The 23,294-nt window shown below is 71.2% G+C and carries 23 protein-coding genes; 15 read left to right on the forward strand and 8 right to left on the reverse strand.

The genetic code is table 11. The features are described from left to right. Positions 1 to 17: 17 nt before the first annotated feature. Entirely contained in the window at positions 18 to 851 is an 834-nt protein-coding gene (locus CG740_RS38440) for a TIM barrel protein (RefSeq protein ID WP_100579970.1), read from the reverse strand. A 124-nt stretch (positions 852 to 975) separates the two neighbouring features. Between CG740_RS38440 and CG740_RS38445 the strand changes: the two genes are divergently transcribed. From CG740_RS38445 to CG740_RS38490, 10 genes are all read left to right on the forward strand, one after another. Next, positions 976 to 1,227: a hypothetical protein gene (locus tag CG740_RS38445; RefSeq protein ID WP_100579971.1), complete on the forward strand. Its 252-nt coding sequence runs from the start codon at positions 976 to 978 to the stop codon at positions 1,225 to 1,227. Positions 1,228 to 1,406: 179 nt separating this feature from the next. Further along, a complete protein-coding gene (locus CG740_RS38450; RefSeq protein ID WP_100580003.1) occupies positions 1,407 to 1,739 on the forward strand; it encodes a helix-turn-helix domain-containing protein in 333 nt (110 codons plus the stop codon). 169 nt (positions 1,740 to 1,908) lie between these two features. Then, a complete protein-coding gene (uraD, locus tag CG740_RS38455; protein WP_199846710.1) occupies positions 1,909 to 2,421 on the forward strand; it encodes a 2-oxo-4-hydroxy-4-carboxy-5-ureidoimidazoline decarboxylase in 513 nt (170 codons plus the stop codon). Next, positions 2,421 to 2,825, forward strand: coding sequence for a hydroxyisourate hydrolase (gene uraH, locus CG740_RS38460; RefSeq protein ID WP_100579973.1), 405 nt, complete (start codon positions 2,421 to 2,423; stop codon positions 2,823 to 2,825). Before uraD ends, uraH begins: the two co-directional genes overlap by 1 nt. A 5-nt stretch (positions 2,826 to 2,830) precedes the next feature. Next, on the forward strand, positions 2,831 to 3,754 hold the full coding sequence (gene pucL, locus CG740_RS38465) for a factor-independent urate hydroxylase (RefSeq protein ID WP_100579974.1): 924 nt from the start codon (positions 2,831 to 2,833) through the stop codon (positions 3,752 to 3,754). A gap of 67 nt (positions 3,755 to 3,821) precedes the next feature. Then, on the forward strand, positions 3,822 to 5,222 hold the full coding sequence (locus CG740_RS38470) for a nucleobase:cation symporter-2 family protein (protein WP_100579975.1): 1,401 nt from the start codon (positions 3,822 to 3,824) through the stop codon (positions 5,220 to 5,222). Positions 5,223 to 5,273: 51 nt separating this feature from the next. Continuing rightward, complete coding sequence (locus CG740_RS38475; protein WP_100579976.1) at positions 5,274 to 6,665, forward strand: 8-oxoguanine deaminase; 1,392 nt, start codon at positions 5,274 to 5,276, stop codon at positions 6,663 to 6,665. 464 nt (positions 6,666 to 7,129) lie between these two features. Beyond that, entirely contained in the window at positions 7,130 to 8,539 is a 1,410-nt protein-coding gene (locus CG740_RS38480) for a nucleobase:cation symporter-2 family protein (RefSeq protein WP_234376748.1), read from the forward strand. A 263-nt stretch (positions 8,540 to 8,802) separates the two neighbouring features. Beyond that, positions 8,803 to 9,732, forward strand: coding sequence for a DUF7916 family protein (locus tag CG740_RS38485; RefSeq protein ID WP_100579977.1), 930 nt, complete (start codon positions 8,803 to 8,805; stop codon positions 9,730 to 9,732). Then, a complete protein-coding gene (locus CG740_RS38490; RefSeq protein WP_234376749.1) occupies positions 9,726 to 9,974 on the forward strand; it encodes a DeoR family transcriptional regulator in 249 nt (82 codons plus the stop codon). Before CG740_RS38485 ends, CG740_RS38490 begins: the two co-directional genes overlap by 7 nt. Positions 9,975 to 9,977: 3 nt before the next feature. Here the strand turns inward: CG740_RS38490 and CG740_RS38495 are convergent, their stop codons facing one another. After that, positions 9,978 to 10,439, reverse strand: coding sequence for an excalibur calcium-binding domain-containing protein (locus tag CG740_RS38495; RefSeq protein ID WP_100579979.1), 462 nt, complete (start codon positions 10,437 to 10,439; stop codon positions 9,978 to 9,980). Between the two features lie 189 nt (positions 10,440 to 10,628). Continuing rightward, complete coding sequence (locus CG740_RS38500; RefSeq protein WP_234376750.1) at positions 10,629 to 11,495, reverse strand: chitosanase; 867 nt, start codon at positions 11,493 to 11,495, stop codon at positions 10,629 to 10,631. A gap of 223 nt (positions 11,496 to 11,718) precedes the next feature. Here CG740_RS38500 and CG740_RS38505 point away from each other — a divergent pair, with 223 nt between their 5' ends. After that, the gene (locus CG740_RS38505) at positions 11,719 to 12,564 is read left to right on the forward strand and encodes a pentapeptide repeat-containing protein (protein WP_100579981.1); all 846 of its coding nucleotides are present in this window, start codon (positions 11,719 to 11,721) and stop codon (positions 12,562 to 12,564) included. A gap of 124 nt (positions 12,565 to 12,688) precedes the next feature. Here CG740_RS38505 and CG740_RS38510 read toward each other — a convergent pair whose 3' ends face one another. Then, positions 12,689 to 13,309, reverse strand: coding sequence for a TIGR03086 family metal-binding protein (locus CG740_RS38510; RefSeq protein ID WP_100579982.1), 621 nt, complete (start codon positions 13,307 to 13,309; stop codon positions 12,689 to 12,691). Positions 13,310 to 13,559: 250 nt separating this feature from the next. Here CG740_RS38510 and CG740_RS38515 point away from each other — a divergent pair, with 250 nt between their 5' ends. The 3 genes from CG740_RS38515 to CG740_RS38525 all read left to right on the forward strand — a co-directional run bounded on the left by CG740_RS38515 (position 13,560) and on the right by CG740_RS38525 (position 17,669). Then, on the forward strand, positions 13,560 to 14,543 hold the full coding sequence (locus tag CG740_RS38515; RefSeq protein WP_100579983.1) for a fibronectin type III domain-containing protein: 984 nt from the start codon (positions 13,560 to 13,562) through the stop codon (positions 14,541 to 14,543). A gap of 166 nt (positions 14,544 to 14,709) precedes the next feature. Beyond that, positions 14,710 to 16,068 carry a M20/M25/M40 family metallo-hydrolase gene (locus CG740_RS38520; RefSeq protein ID WP_100579984.1) on the forward strand — a complete coding sequence of 453 codons (1,359 nt, stop codon included), beginning with the start codon at positions 14,710 to 14,712 and terminating at the stop codon, positions 16,066 to 16,068. Continuing rightward, entirely contained in the window at positions 16,065 to 17,669 is a 1,605-nt protein-coding gene (locus tag CG740_RS38525; RefSeq protein ID WP_100579985.1) for a YfcC family protein, read from the forward strand. The genes CG740_RS38520 and CG740_RS38525 overlap by 4 nt, the downstream gene beginning before the upstream one ends. A gap of 62 nt (positions 17,670 to 17,731) precedes the next feature. Here CG740_RS38525 and aceB read toward each other — a convergent pair whose 3' ends face one another. Together aceB and CG740_RS38535 are read right to left on the reverse strand one after the other, a co-directional pair. Further along, complete coding sequence (gene aceB / locus CG740_RS38530; protein ID WP_100579986.1) at positions 17,732 to 19,351, reverse strand: malate synthase A; 1,620 nt, start codon at positions 19,349 to 19,351, stop codon at positions 17,732 to 17,734. A gap of 265 nt (positions 19,352 to 19,616) precedes the next feature. Beyond that, positions 19,617 to 20,237 (reverse strand): nucleotidyltransferase family protein, encoded by a 621-nt coding sequence (locus CG740_RS38535; protein ID WP_100579987.1) that lies wholly within the window; start codon positions 20,235 to 20,237, stop codon positions 19,617 to 19,619. 165 nt (positions 20,238 to 20,402) lie between these two features. Here CG740_RS38535 and CG740_RS38540 point away from each other — a divergent pair, with 165 nt between their 5' ends. Next, a complete protein-coding gene (locus CG740_RS38540) occupies positions 20,403 to 20,720 on the forward strand; it encodes a DUF5955 family protein (protein WP_199846711.1) in 318 nt (105 codons plus the stop codon). Positions 20,721 to 20,757: 37 nt separating this feature from the next. Here the strand turns inward: CG740_RS38540 and yczR are convergent, their stop codons facing one another. Next, on the reverse strand, positions 20,758 to 22,272 hold the full coding sequence (gene yczR, locus CG740_RS38545; protein ID WP_100579989.1) for a MocR-like transcription factor YczR: 1,515 nt from the start codon (positions 22,270 to 22,272) through the stop codon (positions 20,758 to 20,760). Between the two features lie 442 nt (positions 22,273 to 22,714). Continuing rightward, positions 22,715 to 23,287: a hypothetical protein gene (locus tag CG740_RS38550; protein ID WP_100579990.1), complete on the reverse strand. Its 573-nt coding sequence runs from the start codon at positions 23,285 to 23,287 to the stop codon at positions 22,715 to 22,717. Between the last annotated feature and the right edge of the window lie 7 nt (positions 23,288 to 23,294).

Consider the following 23,294-nt stretch of genomic DNA (forward strand, 5'->3'; position numbering starts at 1 on the left):
AGGCCCGGCGGGCGGCCTCAGCGGGCCGCGCGGGCCTCGGCGGGGAGCCACTCGAAGGACGCGGCGGCGTCGGCGGCCTTGTACTCCAGGCCGACCCAGCCGTCGTAACCGGCCTTCTTGAGCTGGTCGAGCAGCTCTTCGAGGGGCAGCGAGCCGGTGCCCGGCGCGCCACGGCCCGGGTTGTCGGCGATCTGCACGTGGCCGGTCTTGTCGGCGTACGCCTCGATGACCTCGGCGACGTTCTCCCCGTTCATCGACAGGTGGTAGATGTCGAGGAGGAACTTGGCGTTGCCCAGACCCGTCGCGGCGTTGACCTTGTCCACGACCTCGATCGCGGACGGGGCGCTCACCAGCGGGTAGAGCGGCGACTCCGGCTTGTTCAGGGTCTCGACGAGGAGGATCGCGCCGACCCGGTCGGCCGCGCGGGCCGCCAGGACGAGGTTCTCCAGGGCGAGGGCGTCCTGCACCTGCGGGTCCGCGCCGTCGACGCGGTTGCCGTAGAGCGCGTTGAGCGCCTTGCAGCCGACCGAGGCGGCGAAGTCGGCCGCCACCTCGATGTTGGCGCGGAAGCGGTCCGACTCCGCACCGGGGATCGACAGCGCGCCGCGGTCGGGCCCCGGCAGGGCGCCGGCGTAGAAGTTGAGTCCCACCAGCTGGGTGCCGGCGTCGTCGAGCGCCTTCTTGAGGGCGTCGAGTTCGGCCTGGGCGGGGGTGGGGGTCTCGATCCAGGGCCACCACAGCTCGACCGCGGTGAAGCCCGCCGCGGCCGCGGCCGCGGGACGCTCCAGGAGCGGGAGTTCCGTGAAGAGGATCGAGAGGTTCACATCGAAGCGCTGGTCCGAGTATCCCATGAGGGGTGTGCGCTCCTTCCGTATTGCGGAAGTTGTTTTCTGCTTGATGGAAGGTTGCAGCGGGACCGGCGGGCTTGTCAAGGGGGCCTCCCGGATTTCGTCCTGCTCGCAGTAGGTTGAGCGCGTGCGATTGAGAGTGGAGTTCACGACCGAGCCCTTCGATCTCGACGAGGCGCCGCCGCATGCCGTGGTCGCCCGCGATGTGATCCAGGCGGCCCGGCTCGACGCGGTCGACGTCGGCCCCTTCGGCAACACCGCGGAAGGCGGCGCCGACGAGGTGCTGACCGCCGTGGACGAGCTGCTGCGCAGCGCGCTCGCGGCCGGCGCCACCCGGGTCTCGCTCCAGGTCAATGTGATCGGGGAGGACGAGAAGTGACCGAACCCACCACTCCCGCCGCTCCGACCGAGCCTCCCGGGGCCGCCGCTCCGACCGAGCCTCCCGGGGCCGCCGCTCCGGCCGAGCCCCCCGCTCACGCCGCTCCGGCCGGCCCGCCCTGGGCCGCCCGCTCCGGCGAGCACCCGCTGATCCAGGCGGTCAAGCCGCTCGTCGACGCCATGGGCGCCGAGATCCTGCCGCCGGGCCACGCCGCCCCCGACGACGTGGTGCTCGCCTGGGAGGGTGAGGACGTGGTGGCGGTGCGGCTGCCGCAGCTCTCCGACTCCCTGGACCACATCCTGGCCGCCATGGAGCGCCGGCACGGGATGCCGCTCGCCTCCCTCGACCGCAAGGCCAAGCAGTCGGCCGTACGGACCCTGGAGGCGCGCGGCGCCTTCTCCGTGCGGCACGGTGTGGAGACCGTCGCCTCGGCCCTCGGGGTCAGCCGGTTCACCGTGTACAACTACCTGAACAGGGATCTGAACAGGGAAAACACCGCCAAGGGCGACTGAACGAGCACGCTGGGTACCCGCTCGGGCACCCCTCGAACGCAACAAACCGCCGTCCGGACACCGGGCGGCGGTTTTTGTAACCCCAAGTTTTCAACAAAGTGTTGACGGGATGTTTCGGAGGGCGTTAGCTATCCGCAGCCCGTTCAGCACCAAGGCCACGGAGGCCGCCGTGACTTCGACTTCGACACCGGGCCTCGCCCGGTTCAACACCTCACAGGACAGTGCGGCCCTCGCCGCGCTCCACGAGGTGTGCGCCAGTTCGGCGTGGGGGAGCAAGCTGCTCGCCCAGCGCCCGTACGCCACCGCGGAGGACCTCTTCAGCGCCAGTGACGCCGCTTTGGCCGAGCTGACCGCGGAGGACCTGGAAGAGGCGATGGCCGGGCACCCGCCGATCGGCCGGCCGAAGCCCGGTGACCCCACCTCCGCACGTGAACAGCGCGGAATGGCCGGGGCCTCCGAGGCTCTCAAGGCCGAGCTGCTCGAACTGAACCTGGACTACCAGGAGAAGTTCGGTCATGTCTTCCTGATCTGCGCGACCGGTGCCACCGGCGAGCAGATGCGCGATGCGGTAAAGACCCGGATCGGCAACACCGCCGAGGAGGAGCGCGAGATCGTGCGCACCGAACTCGGGAAGATCAACCGAATCCGGCTGACCCGTCTCGTAGAAGAGGACAAGGACTGATGAGCACCGCGACCACCGCCTCGGTGTCCACGCACATCCTGGACACCAGCATCGGACGCCCCGCCGAGGGTGTCGCCATCAAGCTCGCGGCCCGCTCGGGCTCCGACGCCCAGTGGACCGCGCTCGGTGGCTCCGCGACCGACGCGGACGGGCGCTGCAAGGACTTGCCGGCCCTGCCGGAAGGCACCACCCACGTACGGCTCGACTTCGAGGTCGAGCAGTACTTCACGCGTTCAATCAAGCCAGTGAAGCAAGCCGAGGCGCAGCAGGACGCCCCCCGCGTAAGGGACAGCGGTGCGTTCTTCCCGGAGGTGGCGATCACTTTCGCCGTCACCCCGGGCGAGCACTATCACGTACCGCTGCTGCTCAACCCGTTCGGCTACTCCGTTTACCGAGGGAGCTAGCAGACATGCCCACGATTCTCGGCCAGAACCAGTACGGCAAAGCAGAGAACCGCGTCGTCAAGATCACGCGGGACGGCGACACGCACCACATCAAGGACCTGAACGTCTCGGTCGCCCTGTCCGGCGACATGGAGGACGTGCACTACTCCGGCTCGAACGCCAACGTGCTTCCGACGGACACCACCAAGAACACGGTGTACGCGTTCGCCAAGGAGTACGGCATAGAGTCCGCCGAGCAGTTCGGCATCCACCTCGCGCGGCACTTCGTGACCTCGCAGGAGCCGATCAAGGTCGCGCGCATCCGCATCGAGGAGTACTCCTGGGAGCGCATCGCGACCTCCGAGGCCAACTCGAAGTTCATCGGCTCCGACGACGTCAAGCACTCCTTCGTCCGCAAGGGCCAGGAGACCCGAGTCACCCAGATCACCTACGACGGTGAGAAGTGGGAGGTCATCTCGGGCCTCAAGGACCTGGTCGTGATGAACTCGACGAACTCCGAGTTCTGGGGTTACGTCAAGGACAAGTACACGACGCTCCAGGAGGCGTACGACCGCATCCTGGCCACCCAGGTCTCCGCCCGCTGGCGCTTCAACTGGAGCGACGACGAGCAGAAGGCGCCCAACTGGGAGAAGTCCTACGAGCAGGTGCGCAAGCACATGCTCCAAGCCTTCGCCGAGACGTACTCGCTCTCGCTCCAGCAGACCCTGTACCAGATGGGTTCGCGCATCATCAACAACCGGTCCGAGATCGACGAGGTTCGATTCTCGCTGCCGAACAAGCACCACTTCCTGGTGGACCTCGAACCGTTCGGGCTCAAGAACGACAACGAGGTCTACTTCGCGGCCGACCGTCCGTACGGTCTGATCGAGGCGACCGTCCTGCGCGACGGCGTCGAGCCGCAGATCCCGGTCGACATGACCAACCTCTGACGCGGCACTGAGCCCGCCCCCGCCCGCCCGCAGTCGGGCGGGGGCCGGCCAGACCGGAGGGAATCTCATGGCACAGCCTGCAATGGGGCCGGCACCAGCCGACGGCCCATGTCCCACCCCACCTGAAGGTGCCGTGCACCCGGTGGACGAAAAGCTTCCTGCCTCGCGGCTCGTCCCCGCCGCGCTCCAGCACATCGCCGCCATGTACGCGGGCGTCGTCACCCCTCCGCTCATCATCGGCCAGGCCGTCGGCCTGGACACCGCGGGACAGACCCGTCTGATCGCGGCCAGCCTGCTCATCGCCGGGCTCGCCACCGTCCTGCAGACCATCGGCCTCGCGAACTTCGCCGGGAACCGGCTGCCGTTCGTCAACGCCGCCTCGTCGGCCGGCATCGCGCCCATGCTCGCGATAGCCGAGACCAGCGCCAAGGGCCATCAACTCCCCGCCATCTACGGCGCGGTGATGGTCGCCGGAGTCTTCTGCCTCCTGGTCGGCCCCTTCTTCGGCCGGCTGCTGCGCTTCTTCCCGCCGCTGGTGACCGGTGTCGTGATCACGCTCATCGGCGTCACGCTGATGCCCGTACCCGTCTCCTGGGCCCAGGGCGGCGACAAGACCGCCGCCGACTTCGGGTCCATGAAGAACCTGGCGCTCGCCGCCTTCACGCTCGGCGTGATCCTGCTCTTCCAGCGCTTCGGCCGCGGCTTCCTGCGCCAAGTCGCCCTGCTGCTCGGCCTGTTGATCGGCACGCTCGCCGCGATCCCGTTCGGCATGGCCGACTTCGCGGCCATGAAGTCCGCGCCCGTCGCCGCCCTGCCGACGCCCTTCTCCTTCGGTGCCCCCGAGTTCCACCCGGCGGCCGTCCTGTCGCTGTGCATCGTGATGCTGGTCCTGATGACCGAGTCCAGCGCCGGCATGCTCGCCATCGGCGAGATCTGCGAGCGCCGCACCGACGGGCGGACCATCGCCCGCGGCCTGCGCACCGACGGCATCGCCACGCTGCTCGGACCCGTCTTCGGCGGATTCCCCACCAGCGCGTTCGCCCAGAACGTGGGCGTGGTCTCGCTGACTCGCGTACGCAGCAGGTACGTTGTCGCCGTCGCGGGCTGCGCCCTGCTCGTACTCGGCGCCTTCCCGGTGCTCGGCGCGGTCGTCTCCCTGGTCCCGATGCCCGTACTCGGCGGCGCCGGAATCGTGCTGTTCGGCTCGATCGCGGTGAGCGGTATCCGTACCCTCTCCGAGGCCGGGCTCGACGACAGCTCCAACATCATCCTGGTCGCCGTGGCACTCGGGGCGGGCATCATCCCGCTCGCCGCGCCCACCTTCTACGCCGACTTCCCCGCCTGGGCACAGACCGTGCTCGGGTCCGGCATCAGCGCGGGAGCGCTCACCGCGGTCCTGCTCAACCTCTTCTTCCACCATCTCGGCACCCGGAGCCGCGTCGCGGTCCCGGCACTCAAATCCTCGTAGGGTCCTGCCGTGCCCAAGTCACAGCCGCCACTGAACCGAGAAGGAAGCACCATGGCACCTTCGGCAGCCCCCCAGCGCATCGTCATCGAGAACTGTGCGATCGCCACCGTGGACGCGAATGACACCGAGTACGCCTCCGGCTACCTGGTCGTCGCCGACAACAAGATCGAGTCGATCGGAGCCGGCCAGGCCCCGAAGGGCCTGGAAAACGTGGTCCGCCGCATCGACGGCACCGGCCACCTGGTCACCCCCGGCCTGGTCAACACGCACCACCACTTCTACCAGTGGATCACGCGTGGTCTGGCCACCGACCACAACCTCTTCAACTGGCTGGTCGCCCTCTATCCGACGTGGGCGCGCATCGACGAGCAGATGGGCCGCGTCGCCGCCCAGGGTTCGCTCGCGATGATGGCCCGCGGTGGTGTCACCACCGCGATGGACCACCACTACGTCTACCCCCAGAACTCCGGCGACCTGTCCGGCGCGATCATCGGCGCGGCCTCCGAGATGGGCGTGCGCTTCACGCTGGCCCGCGGCTCCATGGACCGCAGCGTCAAGGACGGCGGCCTGCCGCCGGACTTCGCCGTCGAGACCCTCGACGGTGCGCTCGCCGCGACCGCCGAGACCGTCGACCGCTTCCACGACGCCTCCTTCGGCTCGATGACCCAGGTCGCCGTCGCCCCCTGCTCGCCCTTCTCGGTCTCCACCGAACTCATGAAGCAGGGAGCCGAGTTGGCCCGCGCCAAGGGCGTACGGCTGCACACCCACGGCTCGGAGACCGTGGAGGAGGAGCAGTTCTGCAAGGAGCTGTTCGGCATGGGCCCGACCGACTACTTCGAGTCGACCGGCTGGCTCGGCAGTGACGTGTGGATGGCGCACTGCGTCCACATGAACGACTCCGACATCGCCGCCTTCGCCCGCACCGGCACCGGCGTCGCCCACTGCCCGTCCTCCAACGCGCGCCTCGCCGCCGGCATCGCCCGCGTCCCGGACATGCTGAAGGCCGGCGTCCCGGTCGGTCTCGGCGTGGACGGCACCGCCTCCAACGAGTCGGGCGAGCTGCACACCGAGCTGCGCAACGCGCTCCTCATCAACCGCCTCAACGCCCAGCACCGCGAGGCCGCGCTCAACGCCCGCCAGGCCCTGCGCCTGGGCACCTACGGCGGCGCCCAGGTGCTCGGCCGCGCCGACCACATCGGCTCCCTCGAAGCGGGCAAGCTCGCCGACTTCGTGCTGTGGAAGCTGGACACCCTCGCCCACGCCTCCATCGCCGACCCGGTCACCGCGCTCGTCTTCGGCGCGGCGGCCCCGGTCACCGCCTCGTTCGTGAACGGCAAGCAGATCGTCGAGAACAGCCGTCTCACCACGGTCGACGAGGACGCCATCGCCGTCGCGACCCGCGAAGAGGCCCAGCGCCTCGCCCGGATCGCCGCGCAGGCCTGACCCCAAGGAGTCCGGCCGAGGGGGACGGCCCTCGGCCGGTCGCCGTGGACCCGAGCGGGGCCCACGGCAGCTGGACCGGGGGGTGCGTACTACAAGGACGTACGCACCCCCCGGAACGGTGAGACGTGCCAACCCCCGCACGGACACCGCGAGTTGACGCCAGCCGCGCCGACCGGTCCAGCACCACCGGAGGCGCCGTGCGCGCTCCGTCCGCACCGTCCGGCACCCTCGACGGCGATCGCCGCCCGACCGGAGAACCATCCGGCGGCCGGCAACGCCCGTACCACCCGCACCCGTTCGGTCCCATCCCCAACCGTCCGGCGCCACCCCGCACCATCCGACAGCCGAGCCGTGCTGTCCGTACTGCCTCGCACCACCTGTTCCAGCTGCTCAACGCACCACAACGCACCACCTCCAAGACACCCGCGTCCACCGCCGACGTGTAACCGACCGGAGGAACCGCCGTGGCCGCACAGCCCAGGTTTCGCAACTTCGCAGTCAACTCCGCCCAGACCGGCGAGAAGCACCCGGTCGACGAGACGCTCCCCCCGCTGAAAATGTTCACCAGTGGCCTCCAGCACGTGGCCGCGATGTACGCGGGCGTGGTGGCCCCGCCCATGATCGTCGGCCCCGCCGTGGGGCTCGACACCAAGGAGACCGCCTTCCTGGTCGCCGCGAGCCTGTTCACCGCGGGGCTCGCCACGCTCCTCCAGACCCTCGGGATCTGGAAGATCGGCGCCAAGTTGCCCTTCGTGAACGGGGTTTCGTTCGCCGGGGTCAGCCCGATGATCGCCATCGGCAAGGAACACGGCGCCAATGCCATCCCCGTCATCCTCGGCGGGATCATCGTCGCCGGACTGCTCGGCTTCCTGGCGGCGCCCTACTTCGGCAATCTCGTCCGCTTCTTCCCGCCGGTCGTCACCGGCACCGTGATCACCCTGATAGGCGTCTCACTGCTTCCCGTCGCCTTCAACTGGGCCTCCGGAGGCAATGACAAGGCCTCCGACTACGGTTCGCTCTCCAACCTCGGGCTCGCCGCGATCACCCTGGTCATCGTGCTCGCGCTGCGCAAGCTGCTGCGCGGGTTCATGCAGCAGATCGCGATCCTGCTCGGCCTGGTGGCCGGCTCGATCATCGCCATCCCGATGGGCAAGACCAGCCTGGACGCCATCAAGAACGCGGACGTCGTCGGCTTCCCGACGCCGTTCCACTTCGGCGCCCCGCAGTTCGACGTCGCCGCCATCGTCTCGATGTGCATCGTGATGCTGGTCTGTATGACGGAGTCCACCGCCGACATGCTGGCCCTCGGCAAGATCGTCGAGCGCCCGGCCGACCAGAAGACCATCGCCGCCGGGCTGCGCGCCGACACCCTCGGATCGGTCCTCAGCACCCTCTTCAACGGGTTCATGGCCAGCGCCTTCGCCCAGAACATCGGGCTCGTCGCGATGACCAAGGTGCGCAGCCGGTTCGTCGTCGCGACCGGCGGGCTGATCCTCGTCGTGATCGGCCTGTCCCCGGTCGCGGCCTCGGTCATCTCCCTGGTGCCGCTGCCGGTACTCGGCGGCGCGGGCATCGTCCTGTTCGGCTCGGTCGCCGCCAGCGGCATCCAGACCCTGTCGACCGCGGCCCTGGAGAAGGGCGAGAACGCGCTGATCGTGGCCGCGGCGGTCGGCATCGGCCTGATACCGATCGCCAAGCCGGACTTCTACCACGCCTTCCCCGACCAGGTCCTCGTCGTCCTCGACTCCGGGATATCGACCGGCTGCGTGGTGGCCATCGTCCTCAATCTGGCCTTCAACCACTTCGGCAAGCAGCGGGAGGAGACGGAGGTCGAGGTGCTCCAGGCAGCCGAACCGGAGGTCGCCCTGCACTGACCCGGTGGCCGAGTGACCGAACGGGCGTCGACCGACCGGCCGCTCTCACCATGGCTCGTCCCTTCGGCCCGGCAGGCCACGGGATCCCTCGGGACCTGTGGCACCACCTGCCGGGCCTTAGGTCGTCCCCGGGCCGCTCGGCCCCGGTTTCCGCTGGTCGCGATGGTAGAACGGAAGGGCCGTGGCTCCCTCATGGGGCCGCGGCCCGTTCGGATGTTGCGCTCCCAGCCGTGGCAACACCCAGTCCATGGAGGAAAGCAACCATGTGGAACACCTCGGCCGAGCCGGTCACCCGCATCCTCGACCTCGACCGCGAGGGCCTCGCCGCGCTGCGCGGACGCGCGCTCACCGCCGCCGTAGCGGCCGCGGAGGGCCGCACCATGGTCGCCGAGGTCTTCGCCGAGCGGGCCGCGCTGATCCCGGGCGACGACGGCCGGGGCGTCCACAACATGGAGCTGGTCGCGGCCTTCGGCGCCGACCTCGTCGTCCTCAACCTCATCGAACGGGCTTGGGACGGAAGCCGGTTGACGCTGCCGGGCCTCGGCACCTTCACCTCGATCGCCGACCTCGCGGCGCACATCGGGCGCCCGGTCGCCGTCAACCTCGAACCCGGTGACGTACCGGAGATCCGGCGGGCCAAGCCCGAGTACGCCAAGCGGCTCGTCGACATGGGCGCGGCCATGCTGTGCCTGACCGCCAACCCCGGCACCGGCGGTTCCTACGACGGCCTGGCGCGCGTAACGGAGCAGCTGCGCAAGGGACTTGGGGACGACGTGGCCCTGTGGAGCGGCAAGATGCACCACGCCGGGCACCCCGAGCGCGTCACCGCGGCCCGGCTCACCTCGCTCGTCGAGGCGGGGGCCGACGGGGTCGTGCTGCCGCTGCCCGGGACCATGCCCGGCGTCACCAAGGAGCTGGCCGCCGAGGCGGTCGCGGCCGTGCAGGACGCGGGCGCGGTGGTGCTGGGCGCCATCGGCACCAGCCAGGAGGGCTCGCACGCCAACGTCGTGCCGCAACTCGCCCTCACCGCAAAGGAGATAGGGGTCGACGCCCATCACTTCGGGGACTCCTTCATCCCCGGCATGTGCGACCCGGAGCTGCTCTACTCCTACTCCGTCGCGATCCGCGGCCGGCGCCACACCTGGAACCGGATGGCGCTCGGCGGCCGCGGCCGCAGGTGCCCGTCGTGCTGACCGCCGATCTGCGCCGGGCCCGGATCGCGCGCTGGGTCGAGTACAAGGGGCATGTCTCGATCGCCGAGCTGATCCGGGAGCTGCGGGTGAGCCGGATGACGGTCTACCGCGATCTGGCGCTCCTCGAAGCGGAGGGGCGGCTGCACCGGGTGCGCAGCGGCGCGGCCGCCTTCCCCAGCGCCCAGTTCGCGGACGGCGCCGACTGGATGACCTGGCGGCTCACCCAGGAGCGCGCGGCCTGAGGCTCAGCGCTCGCAGGCGATGCCGTCGCCGTCCCGGTCCAGGTGCGGGGCGTAGCCGGGGTCTCCGCGGTGCAGTGGTGTGACCCCGGCGGCCCGCGCGGCGGTGCAGTTCTTGTAGTACACGTCGCTGCCGCCCTCGTTCCCCCCGCCGTCCATCGGCGGCGGCGGGACCGGGGCCGTCATCTTGGGCTTCGGCGGGGCCTTGGGCACCGGAGGCTTCGCGGCGGCTGCGGGTGGTGTGCTGTGGGTCGGCGTCGGCGTCGGGGTCGGACTGGCGCTGGGGCTCGGCGAGTCCGACGGCGACGGGGAGGACGTGGGCGACTGCGTGGGCGTCGCGGCCGGGCTGCTCGCCGCGGGCTTCGCGGGTTTGGCCGAGTCGTCCTGGCAGCCGGCCGTGGTGAGGGCGACCGCACCGAGCAGGCCGGAGATGAGCAGGGTGCGAACGGCTGGTCTTGATATGCGCATGCGGCGGCTCTCTCGGACGATCGTGGTTCTTGTAATGATCTGGTGAAGAAGAGAGTACGGGCTGCAAAGGTTCCGTAAAGCGAGTTGGGCGAACTCGGTCAATTCCAGCCACCCGATGGGCCGGGCGGGCACACAAGAGGCGGTTACGGCAGCAGCCCGCCGCCGTAACCGCCTTTCCTGTGGGGGGAGTTAACCGATGTGGTACGGGTCGCCGTACACCTTCCAGTCGAGCGGGGTGTTCAGATCGAGGTTGCCCTTCTTCAGGAACACGCGCTGCTCGGTGTCGACGCGGCTGGTGTCGCTGTGCGCCTCCTCCTGCTTCATCGCCCAGACCCGGGCGTCGAGGAAGGCGTTGAGGTACGTCGTCTCGTTGCCGCCCTGGGCCGGGGTCTTGGCCTTGGCGAGGGCCCGCTTGCGGATGGAGCTGAAGCTGGTCGGGTCACTGCCGTCGCCGTGCATCACGATGGCGTCGTAGTAGATGAACTGGCCGAGTGTGCCGACCCCGTCCGACTTGCCCCGGCCGACCGCCGGGTCGAAGTACACCCGGTCCCGCTCGTCGTTCTGGGCCTGCTTGAACGCCGTCTCCGAGGCCGCGGTCTTCCAGTCCTTGGTGAAGTTCGGGTCGAGTCCCTTGTGCGAGTCGGTCCCGTTGACCTTCTCCAGGGCCGGCAGGTACTTCGCGAGGACGTTACCGGGGTTGCGGGCCGTGTACAGCTTGACCAGGTCGAGCATGTCACCGGTGCCCGAGCAGAAGCCGATGATGCCGGCGGTGTAGCCCCGGCCGTCCTTGATGTCCTCGATGTACTTGTACTGCGCCTTCCAGTCCAGCGAGGAGTTCTCCGCGCTGGAGACGAGCTGCATGGCTATGTCCTTCTTCGCCGGGTCGTCGAGCCCGGTCGCGGCGGCATTGATCACCGACGCATTGTCCGCCGTGGGGGCGGCCGGGTTCTCCGCGGCGTACGCCGTGACCGGGACCGCGAGGAGCGCGGTGCCGAGCAGGGCGCGTACGGCGATCTTGGTACGACGTGCGGTGACCTTGTGGTGGGGGGTGTGCACCTGGACCTCCATGAGGAAGTTCGTCGCTCCGGTGTTCTGTTAGGAAACTTTCCTACCATTAACGGGAAGCGGCCGTACACCCCTGCGGCACAAGGAAGTTGAGGGGGTTGAGGGGGCGGGAGGCGCTCCGGTCCGGCCGGCCCGCGCGGCGGCGGACGCACGACTAGACTGACGGGTCGCCGTCACCGCAGGTCGGCACGCCAGCCAGAAGGAGCACCGCACGTTGTCCGAGAACCATGGGGCAGCCGTCCCGTCCCCGGGCGCGACCCGCCTCACCCTCGTCTCCGACTGCGGCAGTTGCTTCGGCCTGTGCTGTGTCTCGCTCGCCTACTCGGCGTCCGCCGACTTCGCGATCGACAAGCCGGCCGGCAAGCCCTGCCCCAACCTCCAGCAGGACTTCCGCTGCGGAATCCACCGCGAGCTGCGGGGCCGGGGCTTCCAGGGCTGCACGGTGTACGACTGCTTCGGGGCCGGTCAGAAGGTGTCGCAGGAGACCTTCCAGGGCCGCGACTGGCGGGCGGCGCCGGAGACGGCCGCGGCGATGTTCGAGGTCTTCCCGGTGATGCGGCAGCTCCACGAGCTGCTCTGGTACGTCACCGAGGCGCTCGCCCTGGCGAAGGCGCGGCCCGTCCACGCGGAGCTGCGCGCGGTCCTGGCCGAGACCGAGGCGTTCACGGCGCTCGCCCCCGATGCCCTGGCCGGGCTCGACGTGCCGAGCCACCGGGACAAGGTGAACCAACTGCTGCTGCGCGCAAGCGAGTTGGTGCGGGCCGAGTACCCGGGCAGGAAGAAGGACCGCCGGGGTGCCGACCTCATGGGTGCCCGGCTCAAGGGCGCCGATCTGCGCGGCGCGAACCTGCGGGGCGCCTTCCTCATCGCCGCCGATCTGCGCGGCGCGGATCTGCGCCTGGCCGATCTGATCGGCGCGGACTTCCGCGACGCACGTCTTTCGGGCGCCGATCTGACCGAGGCGTTCTTCCTGACCCAGGCCCAGCTGAACGCGGCGAAGGGCGACGCGACGACCAGGATCCCGCCGTCGCTGGCGCGCCCCGCGCACTGGTTGGGCTAGGGCGTGCCCGACGGATCCCGTCTGGGACGCGCGGCCCTGGCAGGCCGTCCGCCGGACAGGCGCCAGCCGGTCACGGGGGCTGACGCCGCACCGGCTGGGCCGGCCGGCCGGGGGGCCGGTTCGCTCAGCGGGCGGTCCCCGCGGTCCAGCCCGGGTCGCGGCCGCTCATGCCGATGAGGCGGTCCAGCATCGGGGCCTCGTCGGGGACGTCGACGGGCGGGCCGAAGGCCGAGCCCCGGGCGGCCGGGTCGTCCTTCGACGGGGCGAGGAAGGCGTAGGCGATCTCCAGGTCGCCCGGGGCCGCACGGAAGTCCTGTCCCGTGGACCTCGCCAAGTCCCAGCCGTGGACGACCAGTTCGTCGAGGCCGACGCGGCCCGTGACGGTGGCCGGGAGCGTGAGACCACCCACCTGGGTCACGCCCTCCCAGGTCGCCGGCTCCCGCCAGGCCGCGGCCATCGCGGCCAGGCTCTCGGGCAGGGCGGCTCGCCAGTCCTCGGGCAGCTCGGGCGGCGCCACGGTGCCGGGAGGCGTGTCGGTCGTGGGGCCGGACTTCTTGTGCGCCGCGTCCTGGAAGGCGACGCTCAGCCCGAGCACATGCGAGAGGAGTTCCCGCAGTGCGTACTGGGGGCAGGGCGTCGGCCCGGCGAGGTGCTCGTCGCGCACACCCCCGAGCAGACGGCACAGCTCGTCGGCGGCCGGGCCGAGGTCGGGCAGGGGTGCGTGGGTATCGGATTGGCTGCTCATGCAGGGGAGACCGTGCGGGCGCCGGGAACTCATCGGTGGGCCGGGGCCGGTGGGCGAGCTGTGTCGCGGGTGCGGTGTTGATCGGGCGGCCCTTGCGCGGCGACGCCGGGCGGGATCGGCGCGGGCCACGATCTCGGCTCGCACTCTTGCCGTGCACGCGTCACCGTGTCATACAGGTCTGGACCTTTTCCGTGGGACGGAGGGCCCCGCCGTGCGCCGAGGAGCAAGCCGCCGAGCCCGCGGCCGAACCATGGGGCGGGCCGGCCGCCGGGCCGCGGGGAGCTGCGGGCTTCTCGTCGTCCTGTCGCTGCTGCTCGTCGGGTGCGGCGCCGGGGACGACAGGGACCGTACGAGCCCCTCCGTGCCCGGCGAGGTCACCGCGCAGGCGAGCAGCGCCACCTCGGTGCACGTCATGTGGCGGCCGTCCACCGACAACAGGGCCGTCACCGGGTACGAGATCCTGCGGGACGGCACGACGGCCAAGGCGGTCCCCGCCGGTCGCGACATGATCGACGTCGACGGCCTCACCGCCTCGACCGCGTACCGCTTCACCGTGCGGGCCCTGGACGCCGCTGGAAACCGCTCGGCCCCCAGCGCCCCCGCATCCCTCACCACCCCCGCCGCGACCCCGGACGACAAACGGCCGCCGACCGCTCCGGTCCGGCTGACCGGCCGCGCGGACGGTACCGGCGCTGCCGTCCTGAGCTGGGGCCGGGCCACGGACGACGTGGGGGTGACGGCGTACGACGTCTATCAGGAGGGCGCCCGGATCCACAGCGTCGGCGGCAGCCTGACCACGGCGCACGTCACCGGTCTGCGGCCCGGTACCGTCTACACCTTCACCGTGCGCGCCCGGGACGCGGCGGACAACTCCTCACCGGACAGCGGCGCGGTCGACGTCACCACCGCCTCCGCGCCCGGCGCGCCCCCGAGCACCGCGCCCACCGGACTGCGGGCGTCCGCCGCGCGGGCCGCGTCCGGAAACGGTACGGACGTCACCCTGCACTGGGTGCCCCCGCGCACCGGCGGGGACATCGGCGCCTACCAGCTCTTCCTCAACGGCGCCCCGACGACCACGATCGTGCCCGGCACCCCGTCGCCCGAAGGCCTCAGCTCGTACGCCTTCACCGTGACGGACCCGCCCGGCACCCGCTACAGCGTGAAGATCCGGGCCAGGCTGCCGGACGGCAAGTGGGGTGACTTCTCGGCCCAGCCGACCGTGATCGTTCCCTGAGCCGGAGGCGGGTCGGCGGTGAGGGGCAGTCGGGTGGGCCCCGGCCCGGCGGACGCCTCCGCGGGATCCTCGCGGCAAGCGGTGGTCCGCGCAGGGGTGCCACCGGATGCGGCACCCGGCCGAGCACCGGATGCGCGGGCGCTGTCCGCGTGGTGCATTGAGTCCCATGGACGCGGACCAGGACCTGCGAGCGACGGTCGACGCTCTGATGGACGGGCTGCGGGCAGACCTGGAACGGCTGGCCCGCATCCCCTCGATCGCTTTCCCCGGCTTCCCTTCCGAACCGGTACGCCAGGCGCACGACCTGGTGGTGGAGCTGCTGAAGGACGCCGGAGTCGAGCACGTGGAGCGGCTCGACCTGCCCGACACCGCGCCGATCATCTACGCCGAGATTCCCCCGCCGCACCCGGACGCCCCCACGGTGCTGCTCTACGCCCACTACGACGTCCAGCCGCCCGGCGACGAGTCGCTGTGGCACTCGCCGCCGTTCGAGCCGACGCCGGTCGAGGGCGGCCTGCGGGCCCGCGGCATCGCCGACGACAAGTCCAACATCATCGTCCACCTCGGCATGCTCCGGGCCTACGGCGGCCGTCCGCCGACCGGTATCAAGATCGTGATCGAGGGCCAGGAGGAGTACGGCAGCGCCTTCGACGACTACCCGCCCACCGACCCCGAACGGTTCGCCTGCGATGCGATGGTCATCGCCGACATGGGTAACATCCGACCCGGCTCACCCACCCTCACCACCGGCCTGCGGGGCGCGAGCGAAGTGCTCGTCGAGGTGCGCACGCTGGCCGAGGCGCGGCACAGCGGGGAGTTCGGCGGCGCGGCCCCCGACGCGCTCCTGGCCCTGCTGCACGCGCTCGCCACCCTGCACGACCCCGACGGCGATGTGGCCGTGCCCGGACTGCGCCGCGAGGCCTGGTCCGGCACCTCGTACACCGAGGACGAGTTCCGCGAGCTCGCGGCGGTGCGTGACGGGGTCCCGCTGATCGGCACCGGCAGCCTCGGCGAACGGCTGTGGAGCGGTCCCGCGATCACCGTGATCGGCATCGACGCCCCGGGCGTCGACCACGCTGCCTCGGCGGTGGTGCCGTACGCCCGCGCCAAACTGAACCTCCGCTTCCACCCCGAGCAGGATCCGAGGGAGGCGCAGGGCAGGCTGATCGCCCATCTGGAGGCACAGCGGCCGTTCGGAATCGGGCTCACGGTCACCGCGGGCGACACTGGCCCCGGGTTCGAGCCCGCGACCGACGGCCCGGCCTGTCGCGCGGCGCTCACCGCGCTGCGCGAGGGCTGGGGCGCGGAGCCCGCGTTCGCGGCGAGCGGCGGCTCGATCCCGCTGGTCAACGGTCTCGCGAAGGCGGTGCCGGGCGCGGAGGTGCTGCTCTTCGGCGCACAGGACAGCCTGTGCGCGCTGCACGCCCCGAACGAACGCGTCCTGTTCTCCGAACTGCGCGGCGCGGTCATCGCGGAGGCGGCCTTCCTACGGGAGTACGCGGCGGCGTTCGGGAGCGGGTCGTGACGGCGCCGCCCCAAGTCCCGCCCCCGGAGCCGCCGTTCGAGGAACCGGCACCGCACAAGAGGGCGGGACTGCGCTTCCCCAGCGCCCTGACGATCCTCGCGATCGTCACGGTGGCCGTGTGGATCCTGGCCTTCGTCATCCCGTCCGGCGCGTACGACCGCAACGCCGACGGGGCGCCCGTCGAGGGCACGTACCACCGGGTCGACAGCGGCCAGAGCTTCGTGGACCGGCTCAACGACCTCTTCCTCTCCCCGGTGAACGGTCTGTACGGCATCCAGGACGCCAAGACCGGCCGGGTCGGCCCCTCGCTGGCCGGTGAACTGTACGGCAGCGCCGGGGTGTTCCTCTTCGTGCTCGCCATCGGCGCGTTCATCACCGTGGTCTTCGCCACCGGCGCGCTCGACCGGGGCATCGGGCTGCTGGCCCACCGGCTGCGCGAGCGCGGAGCGCTGCTGATCGCCGGTGTGATGACGGTGTTCTCGGTGCTCGGCACGGTCGAGGGCTTCGCGGAGGAGACCCTCGGCTTCTACGGACTGATCGTGCCGCTGATGCTGGCACTCGGCTACGACCGGCTCGTCGCAACCGGCACGATCATCGTGGGCGCGGGCATCGGCGTGCTGTGCTCGACGGTCAACCCCTTCGCGACGGGCGTGGCCTCGTCCGCCGCCGACATCTCCCTGGGCGACGGCATCGTGCTGCGCTTCGTGATGTGGCTGGTCCTGACGGCGGTGTCGATCCTGTACGTGGTCCGCTACGGCCGGCGCGTACAACGGGACCCGTCGAAGTCCCTGACGGGCTTCCTGCCGGGGGACCGGGACCACGCGCAGCCGGCGCCTGCGGACGGGACGGGCGGACCCCGCGAGGCGGATCCGGCACCGGGGCCGCCTGCCGCCACGGACGGTCCGCCGGAGCTGACCGGCACCCACAAACTGGTGCTGACCCTGCTCACCCTCGTCTTCGCCTTCATGATCTTCTCGGTGGTGCCGTGGTCCAGCGCCCTGACGGGCAAGGCGGACGCCACCCCGTACGGCTGGGAACTGGGCTGGTCCTTCCCGCAGTTGGCGGCGCTCTTCCTGGTGGCGGCGGTCCTGGTGGGTGTCGCGGCCCGGCTCGGCGAGGCCGAGCTGAGCTCGACGATCATCCAGGGCGCGGCGGACTTCATCTCCCCGGCGCTCGTCATCGTGCTCGCCCGGGGCGTGACCGTCATCATGAACAACTCGCAGATCACCGACACCGTGCTGCACTCCATCGAGGGCGTGGTGCGCGGGGCCCCGTCCGCTCTGTTCGCCGTGCTCGTCTTCGTGGTGAACCTGCCGCTGGCCTTCCTGATCCCCTCGACCTCGGGGCACGCCACGCTCGCGATGCCGATCCTGGCCCCGCTGGCGGACTTCGCGGGCGTCTCGCGCGCGGTGATGGTCACCGCCTGGCAGGCGGCCAGCGGATGGATGAACCTGTGGGTGCCGACCACCGCCGTCACCATCGGCGGTGTGGCCCTGGCGAAGGTCGGCTACAACAAGTACCTGCGCTTCGTGGCCCCGCTGCTCGCGATCCTGTTCGTCCTGATCTGCGCCTTCGTGGCCGCGGGCGCGGCCCTCACGTGAAACGGCTCCGCCCCCGGTGCTGTGCGGTACCGGGGGCGGAGCCGAGTGCGTAACGCGTGGGGTCAGCCCACCAGTTGGTCGTACGCCGGGAGGGTCAGGAAGTCGGCGTAGTCGGCGTCCAGGGAGACCTTCAGGAGGAGGTCGTGGGCCTGCTGCCACTTGCCGGCCGCGAAGGCCTCCTCGCCGATCTCCGCGCGGATCGCGGCGAGTTCCTCGGCCGCGACCTTGCGGGCGAGCTCGGCCGTGGCCTTCTCGCCGTTCTCGAAGACGACACCGGCGTTGATCCACTGCCAGATCTGTGAGCGCGAGATCTCGGCGGTGGCCGCGTCCTCCATGAGGTTGAAGATGGCGACCGCGCCGAGGCCGCGCAGCCACGCCTCGATGTAGCGGGTGCCGACCTGCACGGCGGAGACCAGGCCGCCGTAGGTGGGCTTGGCGTCGAGCGAGTCGATGGCGATCAGGTCGCCGGGCGCCACCGAGACGTCCTCGCGCAGCCGGTCCTTCTGGTTCGGCTTGTCACCGAGCACCGCGTCGAAGGACGCCATCGCGATCGGGACCAGGTCGGGGTGGGCCACCCACGAGCCGTCGAAGCCGTCGCCCGCCTCGCGGTCCTTGTCCGCCTTGACCTTCTCGAAGGCGACCTTGTTGACCTCGGCGTCACGGCGCGAGGGGATGAACGCGGCCATGCCGCCGATCGCGTGGGCGCCGCGCTTGTGGCAGGTGCGCACCAGGAGTTCGGTGTAGGCGCGCATGAACGGGGCCGTCATCGTCACCGCGTTGCGGTCCGGCAGGACGAACTTGGCGCCGCCGTCACGGAAGTTCTTCACGATGGAGAAGAGGTAGTCCCAGCGGCCCGCGTTCAGGCCGGCCGCGTGGTCCTTGAGCTCGAAGAGGATCTCTTCCATCTCGTACGCGGCCGTGATCGTCTCGATCAGGACGGTGGCGCGGACGGTCCCCTGCGGGATGCCGACGTAGTCCTGCGCGAAGACGAAGATGTCGTTCCACAGACGCGCCTCAAGGTACGACTCCGTCTTCGGCAGGTAGAAGTACGGGCCCTTGCCGAGGTCGATCAGACGCTGCGCGTTGTGGAAGAAGTACAGGCCGAAGTCGACCAGCGCACCCGGGACCGGGCGGCCGTCGAACTGGAGGTGGCGCTCCTCCAGGTGCCAGCCGCGCGGCCGCATCACCACGGTCGCGAGCCGGTCCGCGTCCTTGAGGGCGTACGACTTGCCCGACCTGGGGTCGGTGAAGTCGATGCGACGCTCATAGGCGTCGATCAGGTTGAGCTGGCCGAGGACGACGTTTTCCCAGGTGGGAGCGGAGGCGTCCTCGAAGTCGGCGAGCCAGACCTTCGCGCCCGAGTTCAGGGCGTTGATGGTCATCTTGCGGTCGGTCGGACCGGTGATCTCCACGCGGCGGTCGTTCAGCGCGGCCGGGGCCGGCGCGACCTTCCAGTCGCCCGCGCGGATCTCGGCGGTCTCGGGGCGGAAGTCCAGCGTGGAGGTGCGGGCGATCTCGGCGCGGCGGTCCTGGCGGCGGGTGAGGAGCTCGTCACGGCGCGCCGTGAAGTTCCGGTGCAGCTCCGCCACGAAGGCGAGGGCCGCGTCGGTGAGGACCTCGTCCTGCCGGGGCAGGGGCTCGGCATCGACGATGGCCAGCGGAGACGGCGCTGGTGCGGACATGAGCTGTCACTCCTTCGCGGGCGGTGCCCTGACGGCCGCCGGGTCGCCAAGCATGGCACTCAGTGCCAGGGCTCCGAGGTACGACTGCGGGCGCCGGTTGATCTGACGGGCGCTTCTGAACAGTGGATACTAGTTTCCTCATGGTGGAAGTTCAATGGTTTGTTGATGTCGAGATTCTCCGGTTCGAGGGACCATGGCGCTGGGTGCCACCCCGTTCACTCCGTGTTTTCGGTGGCTGCCCGATGTCGTCCCGTCTACTCCAGGTCTACTGGAGACGGCTCAGATCCGCCTCCGTGTCGATGTCGTACGGCTCCGCCACGTCCCCGCACTCGACGAGATCGATCTCCGCCCCGTGGGCCTTCAGATAGGCCCGGGCGCCCCGGTCGCCGGTCGCGCTCGCCGCGATGTCCGCCCAGCGCTCCGCGCCGAAGAGCACCGGGTGGCCGCGCTTTCCGTCGTACGACGCCGCCGCCAGGGAGTCGCCCGAACGGTGGGCGGCCAGCACCCGGGCCACCGCCGCGGCGCCGATTCCGGGCTGGTCGACGAGCGAGACCAGCGCGGCGCGGCCCCCGCCGTCCTGGCCGCCCTCGGCCGCCGCCTCGACCAGCGCCTCAAGCCCTGCCCGCAGCGAGGAGCCCATGCCCTCGGACCAGTCCGGGTTGTCGATCAGTACGCAGCCCGCCAGGTCCGCGCGGGCCCGCACCTCCTCGGCGGCGGCGCCCAGCACCACGTACACCGTGCCGCAGCCGCCCTCGCGCAGGACCCGCACCGCGTTCTCCACGAGGGGGCGGCCCCGGTGCGGGAGCAGGGCCTTGGGGCGGCCGCCGAGCCGGCGGCCGCCACCCGCCGCGAGGAGCAGCCCGGTGACCTGTGCCGCATTTGTCATCGCTTGTGTCATGGCCCCAGATATACCCCGGGCTTCCTGCGAATTCCGTCCCCGGAGTGGCGCACGACACACCGTATGGCGTTAACTGGCCCGCGAATCCCGGCAGTTGACCTTCGCTGCACGGGTTGTGAACACCTGCACAAGGACGTGCGTGGGGGAGGACTTTTGTTGCGAGGCGTGGAGCAGAGAGCCGTGACCGGCAGTGGTGAGGACCCCAGAGTGGGCGAGCTGCGGGCGGCCGTGTCCCGGCTGCGCCGGGAGCTGGCCGGTCATCCGGCGGAGTTTCCCGACCGGGCCGTCGCCGAGGACGAGCTGGCGGCGCTGGCCGCGATGGCCGTCAGCGGCGTGCCCGAGGTGCCGCGGCTGCGCCGCTCGCTGCTGCTGATCGCGGGCTCGATCGGCTCGGTCAGCGCCTTGGCCGCCGCGGTCACGGACGTACGGAAGGCGGTCGAGCTGTTCGGCGAGCCGCCGGGCCGCACCTGACCGGCGATGGGTGAACTACCGCCGGCCGCAAGCCGGTTCACGCCACCCAGTGCGGGCGGTTCTGGCCGCCCGTGACGGCGGGCAGGCCCGCGTCCAGGGTGGCGGCCAGTCGGCGGACCGCCTCCTGTGTGCGCTCCGGCTCGTGCACGAACGGCAGCCTCAGACGGTGTTCGTGGGTGCCCGCGTCCGCGGCGAAGCGGGAGCCCGGCTGGAGGTTCACGCCGTGGGCGAGCGCGGCCTGGGCCAGCGCTCCCGCGATCGGGCGGCCGAGGTCGACCCAGAGGCTGAGCCCGCCCACCGGTGTCTGCCAGCGCCACTCCGGCAGATGGCGGCTCAGTGAGTCGGCGAGCGCGTCCCGCCGCTCGCGCAGCAGCGGCAGCCGGGTGCGCAGGACGTCGTCCATGCCGGGAAGCAGCGTCTTGGCCAGCACCTGGTCGACGAGCGAGGGTGCCAGATCCACGTGGATGCGCAGGGCGGCCAGCTCGTTGACGAGCCGGGAGCCCGCCCGCACCCAGCCGATCCGCAGACCGCCCCAGTGGGTCTTGCTGAGGGAGCCGACCGTGACGATCTGCTCGGCCTCGCCCGGGTGGGCCAGTGACACGAAGGGCGCCGGTGCGGGCCCCTCCAGTGCCATCTCGGCCATGGTCTCGTCGATGAGCAGCCAGGTCCCGGTGGTCCGGGCCGCACGGAGCAGCCGGGTGCGCTGCTCGGTGCTCATCAACGCGCCGGTCGGGTTCTGGAAGTCGGGGATGAGGTAGGCGAGCCGGGGCGCGGTCTGGCGCAGGGTGCACTCCAGGAGCTCGACGTCCCAGCCGTCCTCGGTCACCGGCACCGGGGTGATCCGCAGCCCCGCGTGCCGCACGGCGTCCAGGGCGTTCGGATAGGACGGGCTCTCGACGACGGCCCGGTCGCCGGGGCGCCCCAGGAGGTTCACCACCAGCGACACCGCGGACTGCGCGCCGGTGGTGATCAGGATCTGCTCGGGCAGGGTCGGCAGACCGCGGCGGGTGTACCGCTCGGCGACGGCGGCCCGCAGCTCCGGCAGGCCGAGCGGATGGTAGCCGTTGGTGGTGGCGTGGCAGGCCAGTTCGGGGCCGGCCAGCTCGAACGCGGCCGCCAGTTCCGCCGGGGCGCTGGGCGCGGCCATCGCCAGGTCGATGACCCCGTCGGGCGCCTGGTAGCCGGCCACGCTGGCCGGGGCCGCGCCCTCGGGAAGGCCGGTCCAGGTGCCCGCACCGCGCCGGCTCAGCGCGTAGCCGCCCTCGCGCAGCAGGTCGTACGCGGCCGTGACGGTGGCCCGGCTCACCTCCAGGGCGGTGGCGAGTTCACGCTCGGCGGGCAGCCGGGTGTGCAGCGGGATGCGGCCGTCGAGCAGCAGGGCGCGCACCCCCTGGGCGAGGGCCCGATAGCCGGGGTGCGGGCCCGTGATGGCGGTGACCTGCCCGGCGAGCTGGCGGCTGCCGAGGGTGCGCGTGTTGCCGGTCGCGACGCCGGTCCCGCTCATGGCGCTGCTCGTGGTGTCCAGGGATCGGACCACCCGCATCTCTGCCATACCAACCTCCGCGAATTGGCCATGCCGTCCAGGCCAATCAGCCTACAGACTCTGTTCTGTCGGCACATTGGCCCGGTGAAGTGGCCACGGAAGGGGAGTTGTCATGGGACGCGATGTGACGGTCACGGACCGGTTCGAGCGGGAGATGCAGCGGCGGTGCGAGGAGCGGCCGCGGGGCGTTTCGCTCTCCTGGGTACGGGGGTTCGGGGCCTGGCTGGCTCGCCGCATGCCGGGGCTCCGCCCCGGGCCCCGGTTCGACCCCACCCCGCCCCTTCCCTGAACTCGCCGGGGGAGAGGTGGTTCGGCTGCGGATCTGCGGATCTGCGGATCTGCGGGTCGCGGGCCGTGCGTGGTTGCTCACGCAGTTCCCCGCGCCCCTCTAGGCCTTGGGCCTCTAGGCCTTGGGCCGCACCACAGGGGCGGCCCAGCCTGGCGTGGGGGCTCAGCCACCTCCCCGGTCGTCGTCGGGGGACAGGAGAGGTGGGGTGAACTCGGCCACCAGGGAGAGGAGTTGGGGCGCCGGGTAGGGGCGCCCCGGCTCGATGCCCGAGGGTGCCGGCGCCGCCGGAACGAGGGTGTCGGCCAAGTCGCCGTGCAGCCACACCGCGATCAGATGCACGGCCGGCACGTGCAGCAGCCGCACCTCCGCATCCCCGGCCCGCTCGCCCGCGACGGCGCGTGCGGAATCGAGCGCCGCCGCCGTACCGGCCACGAACGGCCCGTAGTTCAGCTGGCTGAAGACGTGCTCGCCCGCCGCGTCCCGTACCGTCTCGGCGAGCGCCACCGGTTCACCGCCGTGCCGGACCAGATAGCGCCAGGAGACCGGCTGGGCGTCGGCCAGCGAACCGGTGGGGGCGAGCGTGTACATCGGGACCGGGTCCGCCAGGCGGAGGTCCTCGGGGGCGGCCGGGAGCAGGGTCGCGGTGCGCACCCGGCCGAGGCCCGCGAGGAGTTGGAGGCCCGCCTCGGCCGCTTCGCGCGACTGCTCGGGGGGCTGTGGTGACTGGAGTGCCATGGTCGGT

The organism is Streptomyces sp. CB01201 (genome assembly GCF_002803085.1).
Classification (GTDB): domain Bacteria; phylum Actinomycetota; class Actinomycetes; order Streptomycetales; family Streptomycetaceae; genus Streptomyces; species Streptomyces hundungensis.

Bases quoted from the DNA above. Each gene is read 5' to 3' on its own strand.
- CG740_RS38440 (WP_100579970.1), bottom strand. From the start codon at position 851: ATGGGATACTCGGACCAGCGCTTCGATGTGAACCTCTCGATCCTCTTC.
- CG740_RS38450 (WP_100580003.1), top strand. From the start codon at position 1,407: ATGGGCGCCGAGATCCTGCCGCCGGGCCACGCCGCCCCCGACGACGTG.
- uraH (WP_100579973.1), top strand. From the start codon at position 2,421: ATGAGCACCGCGACCACCGCCTCGGTGTCCACGCACATCCTGGACACC.
- pucL (WP_100579974.1), top strand. From the start codon at position 2,831: ATGCCCACGATTCTCGGCCAGAACCAGTACGGCAAAGCAGAGAACCGC.
- CG740_RS38470 (WP_100579975.1), top strand. From the start codon at position 3,822: ATGGCACAGCCTGCAATGGGGCCGGCACCAGCCGACGGCCCATGTCCC.
- CG740_RS38475 (WP_100579976.1), top strand. From the start codon at position 5,274: ATGGCACCTTCGGCAGCCCCCCAGCGCATCGTCATCGAGAACTGTGCG.
- CG740_RS38485 (WP_100579977.1), top strand. From the start codon at position 8,803: ATGTGGAACACCTCGGCCGAGCCGGTCACCCGCATCCTCGACCTCGAC.
- CG740_RS38495 (WP_100579979.1), bottom strand. From the start codon at position 10,439: ATGCGCATATCAAGACCAGCCGTTCGCACCCTGCTCATCTCCGGCCTG.
- CG740_RS38510 (WP_100579982.1), bottom strand. From the start codon at position 13,309: ATGAGCAGCCAATCCGATACCCACGCACCCCTGCCCGACCTCGGCCCG.
- CG740_RS38515 (WP_100579983.1), top strand. From the start codon at position 13,560: ATGGGGCGGGCCGGCCGCCGGGCCGCGGGGAGCTGCGGGCTTCTCGTC.
- CG740_RS38520 (WP_100579984.1), top strand. From the start codon at position 14,710: ATGGACGCGGACCAGGACCTGCGAGCGACGGTCGACGCTCTGATGGAC.
- aceB (WP_100579986.1), bottom strand. From the start codon at position 19,351: ATGTCCGCACCAGCGCCGTCTCCGCTGGCCATCGTCGATGCCGAGCCC.
- CG740_RS38535 (WP_100579987.1), bottom strand. From the start codon at position 20,237: ATGACAAATGCGGCACAGGTCACCGGGCTGCTCCTCGCGGCGGGTGGC.
- yczR (WP_100579989.1), bottom strand. From the start codon at position 22,272: ATGGCAGAGATGCGGGTGGTCCGATCCCTGGACACCACGAGCAGCGCC.
- CG740_RS38550 (WP_100579990.1), bottom strand. From the start codon at position 23,287: ATGGCACTCCAGTCACCACAGCCCCCCGAGCAGTCGCGCGAAGCGGCC.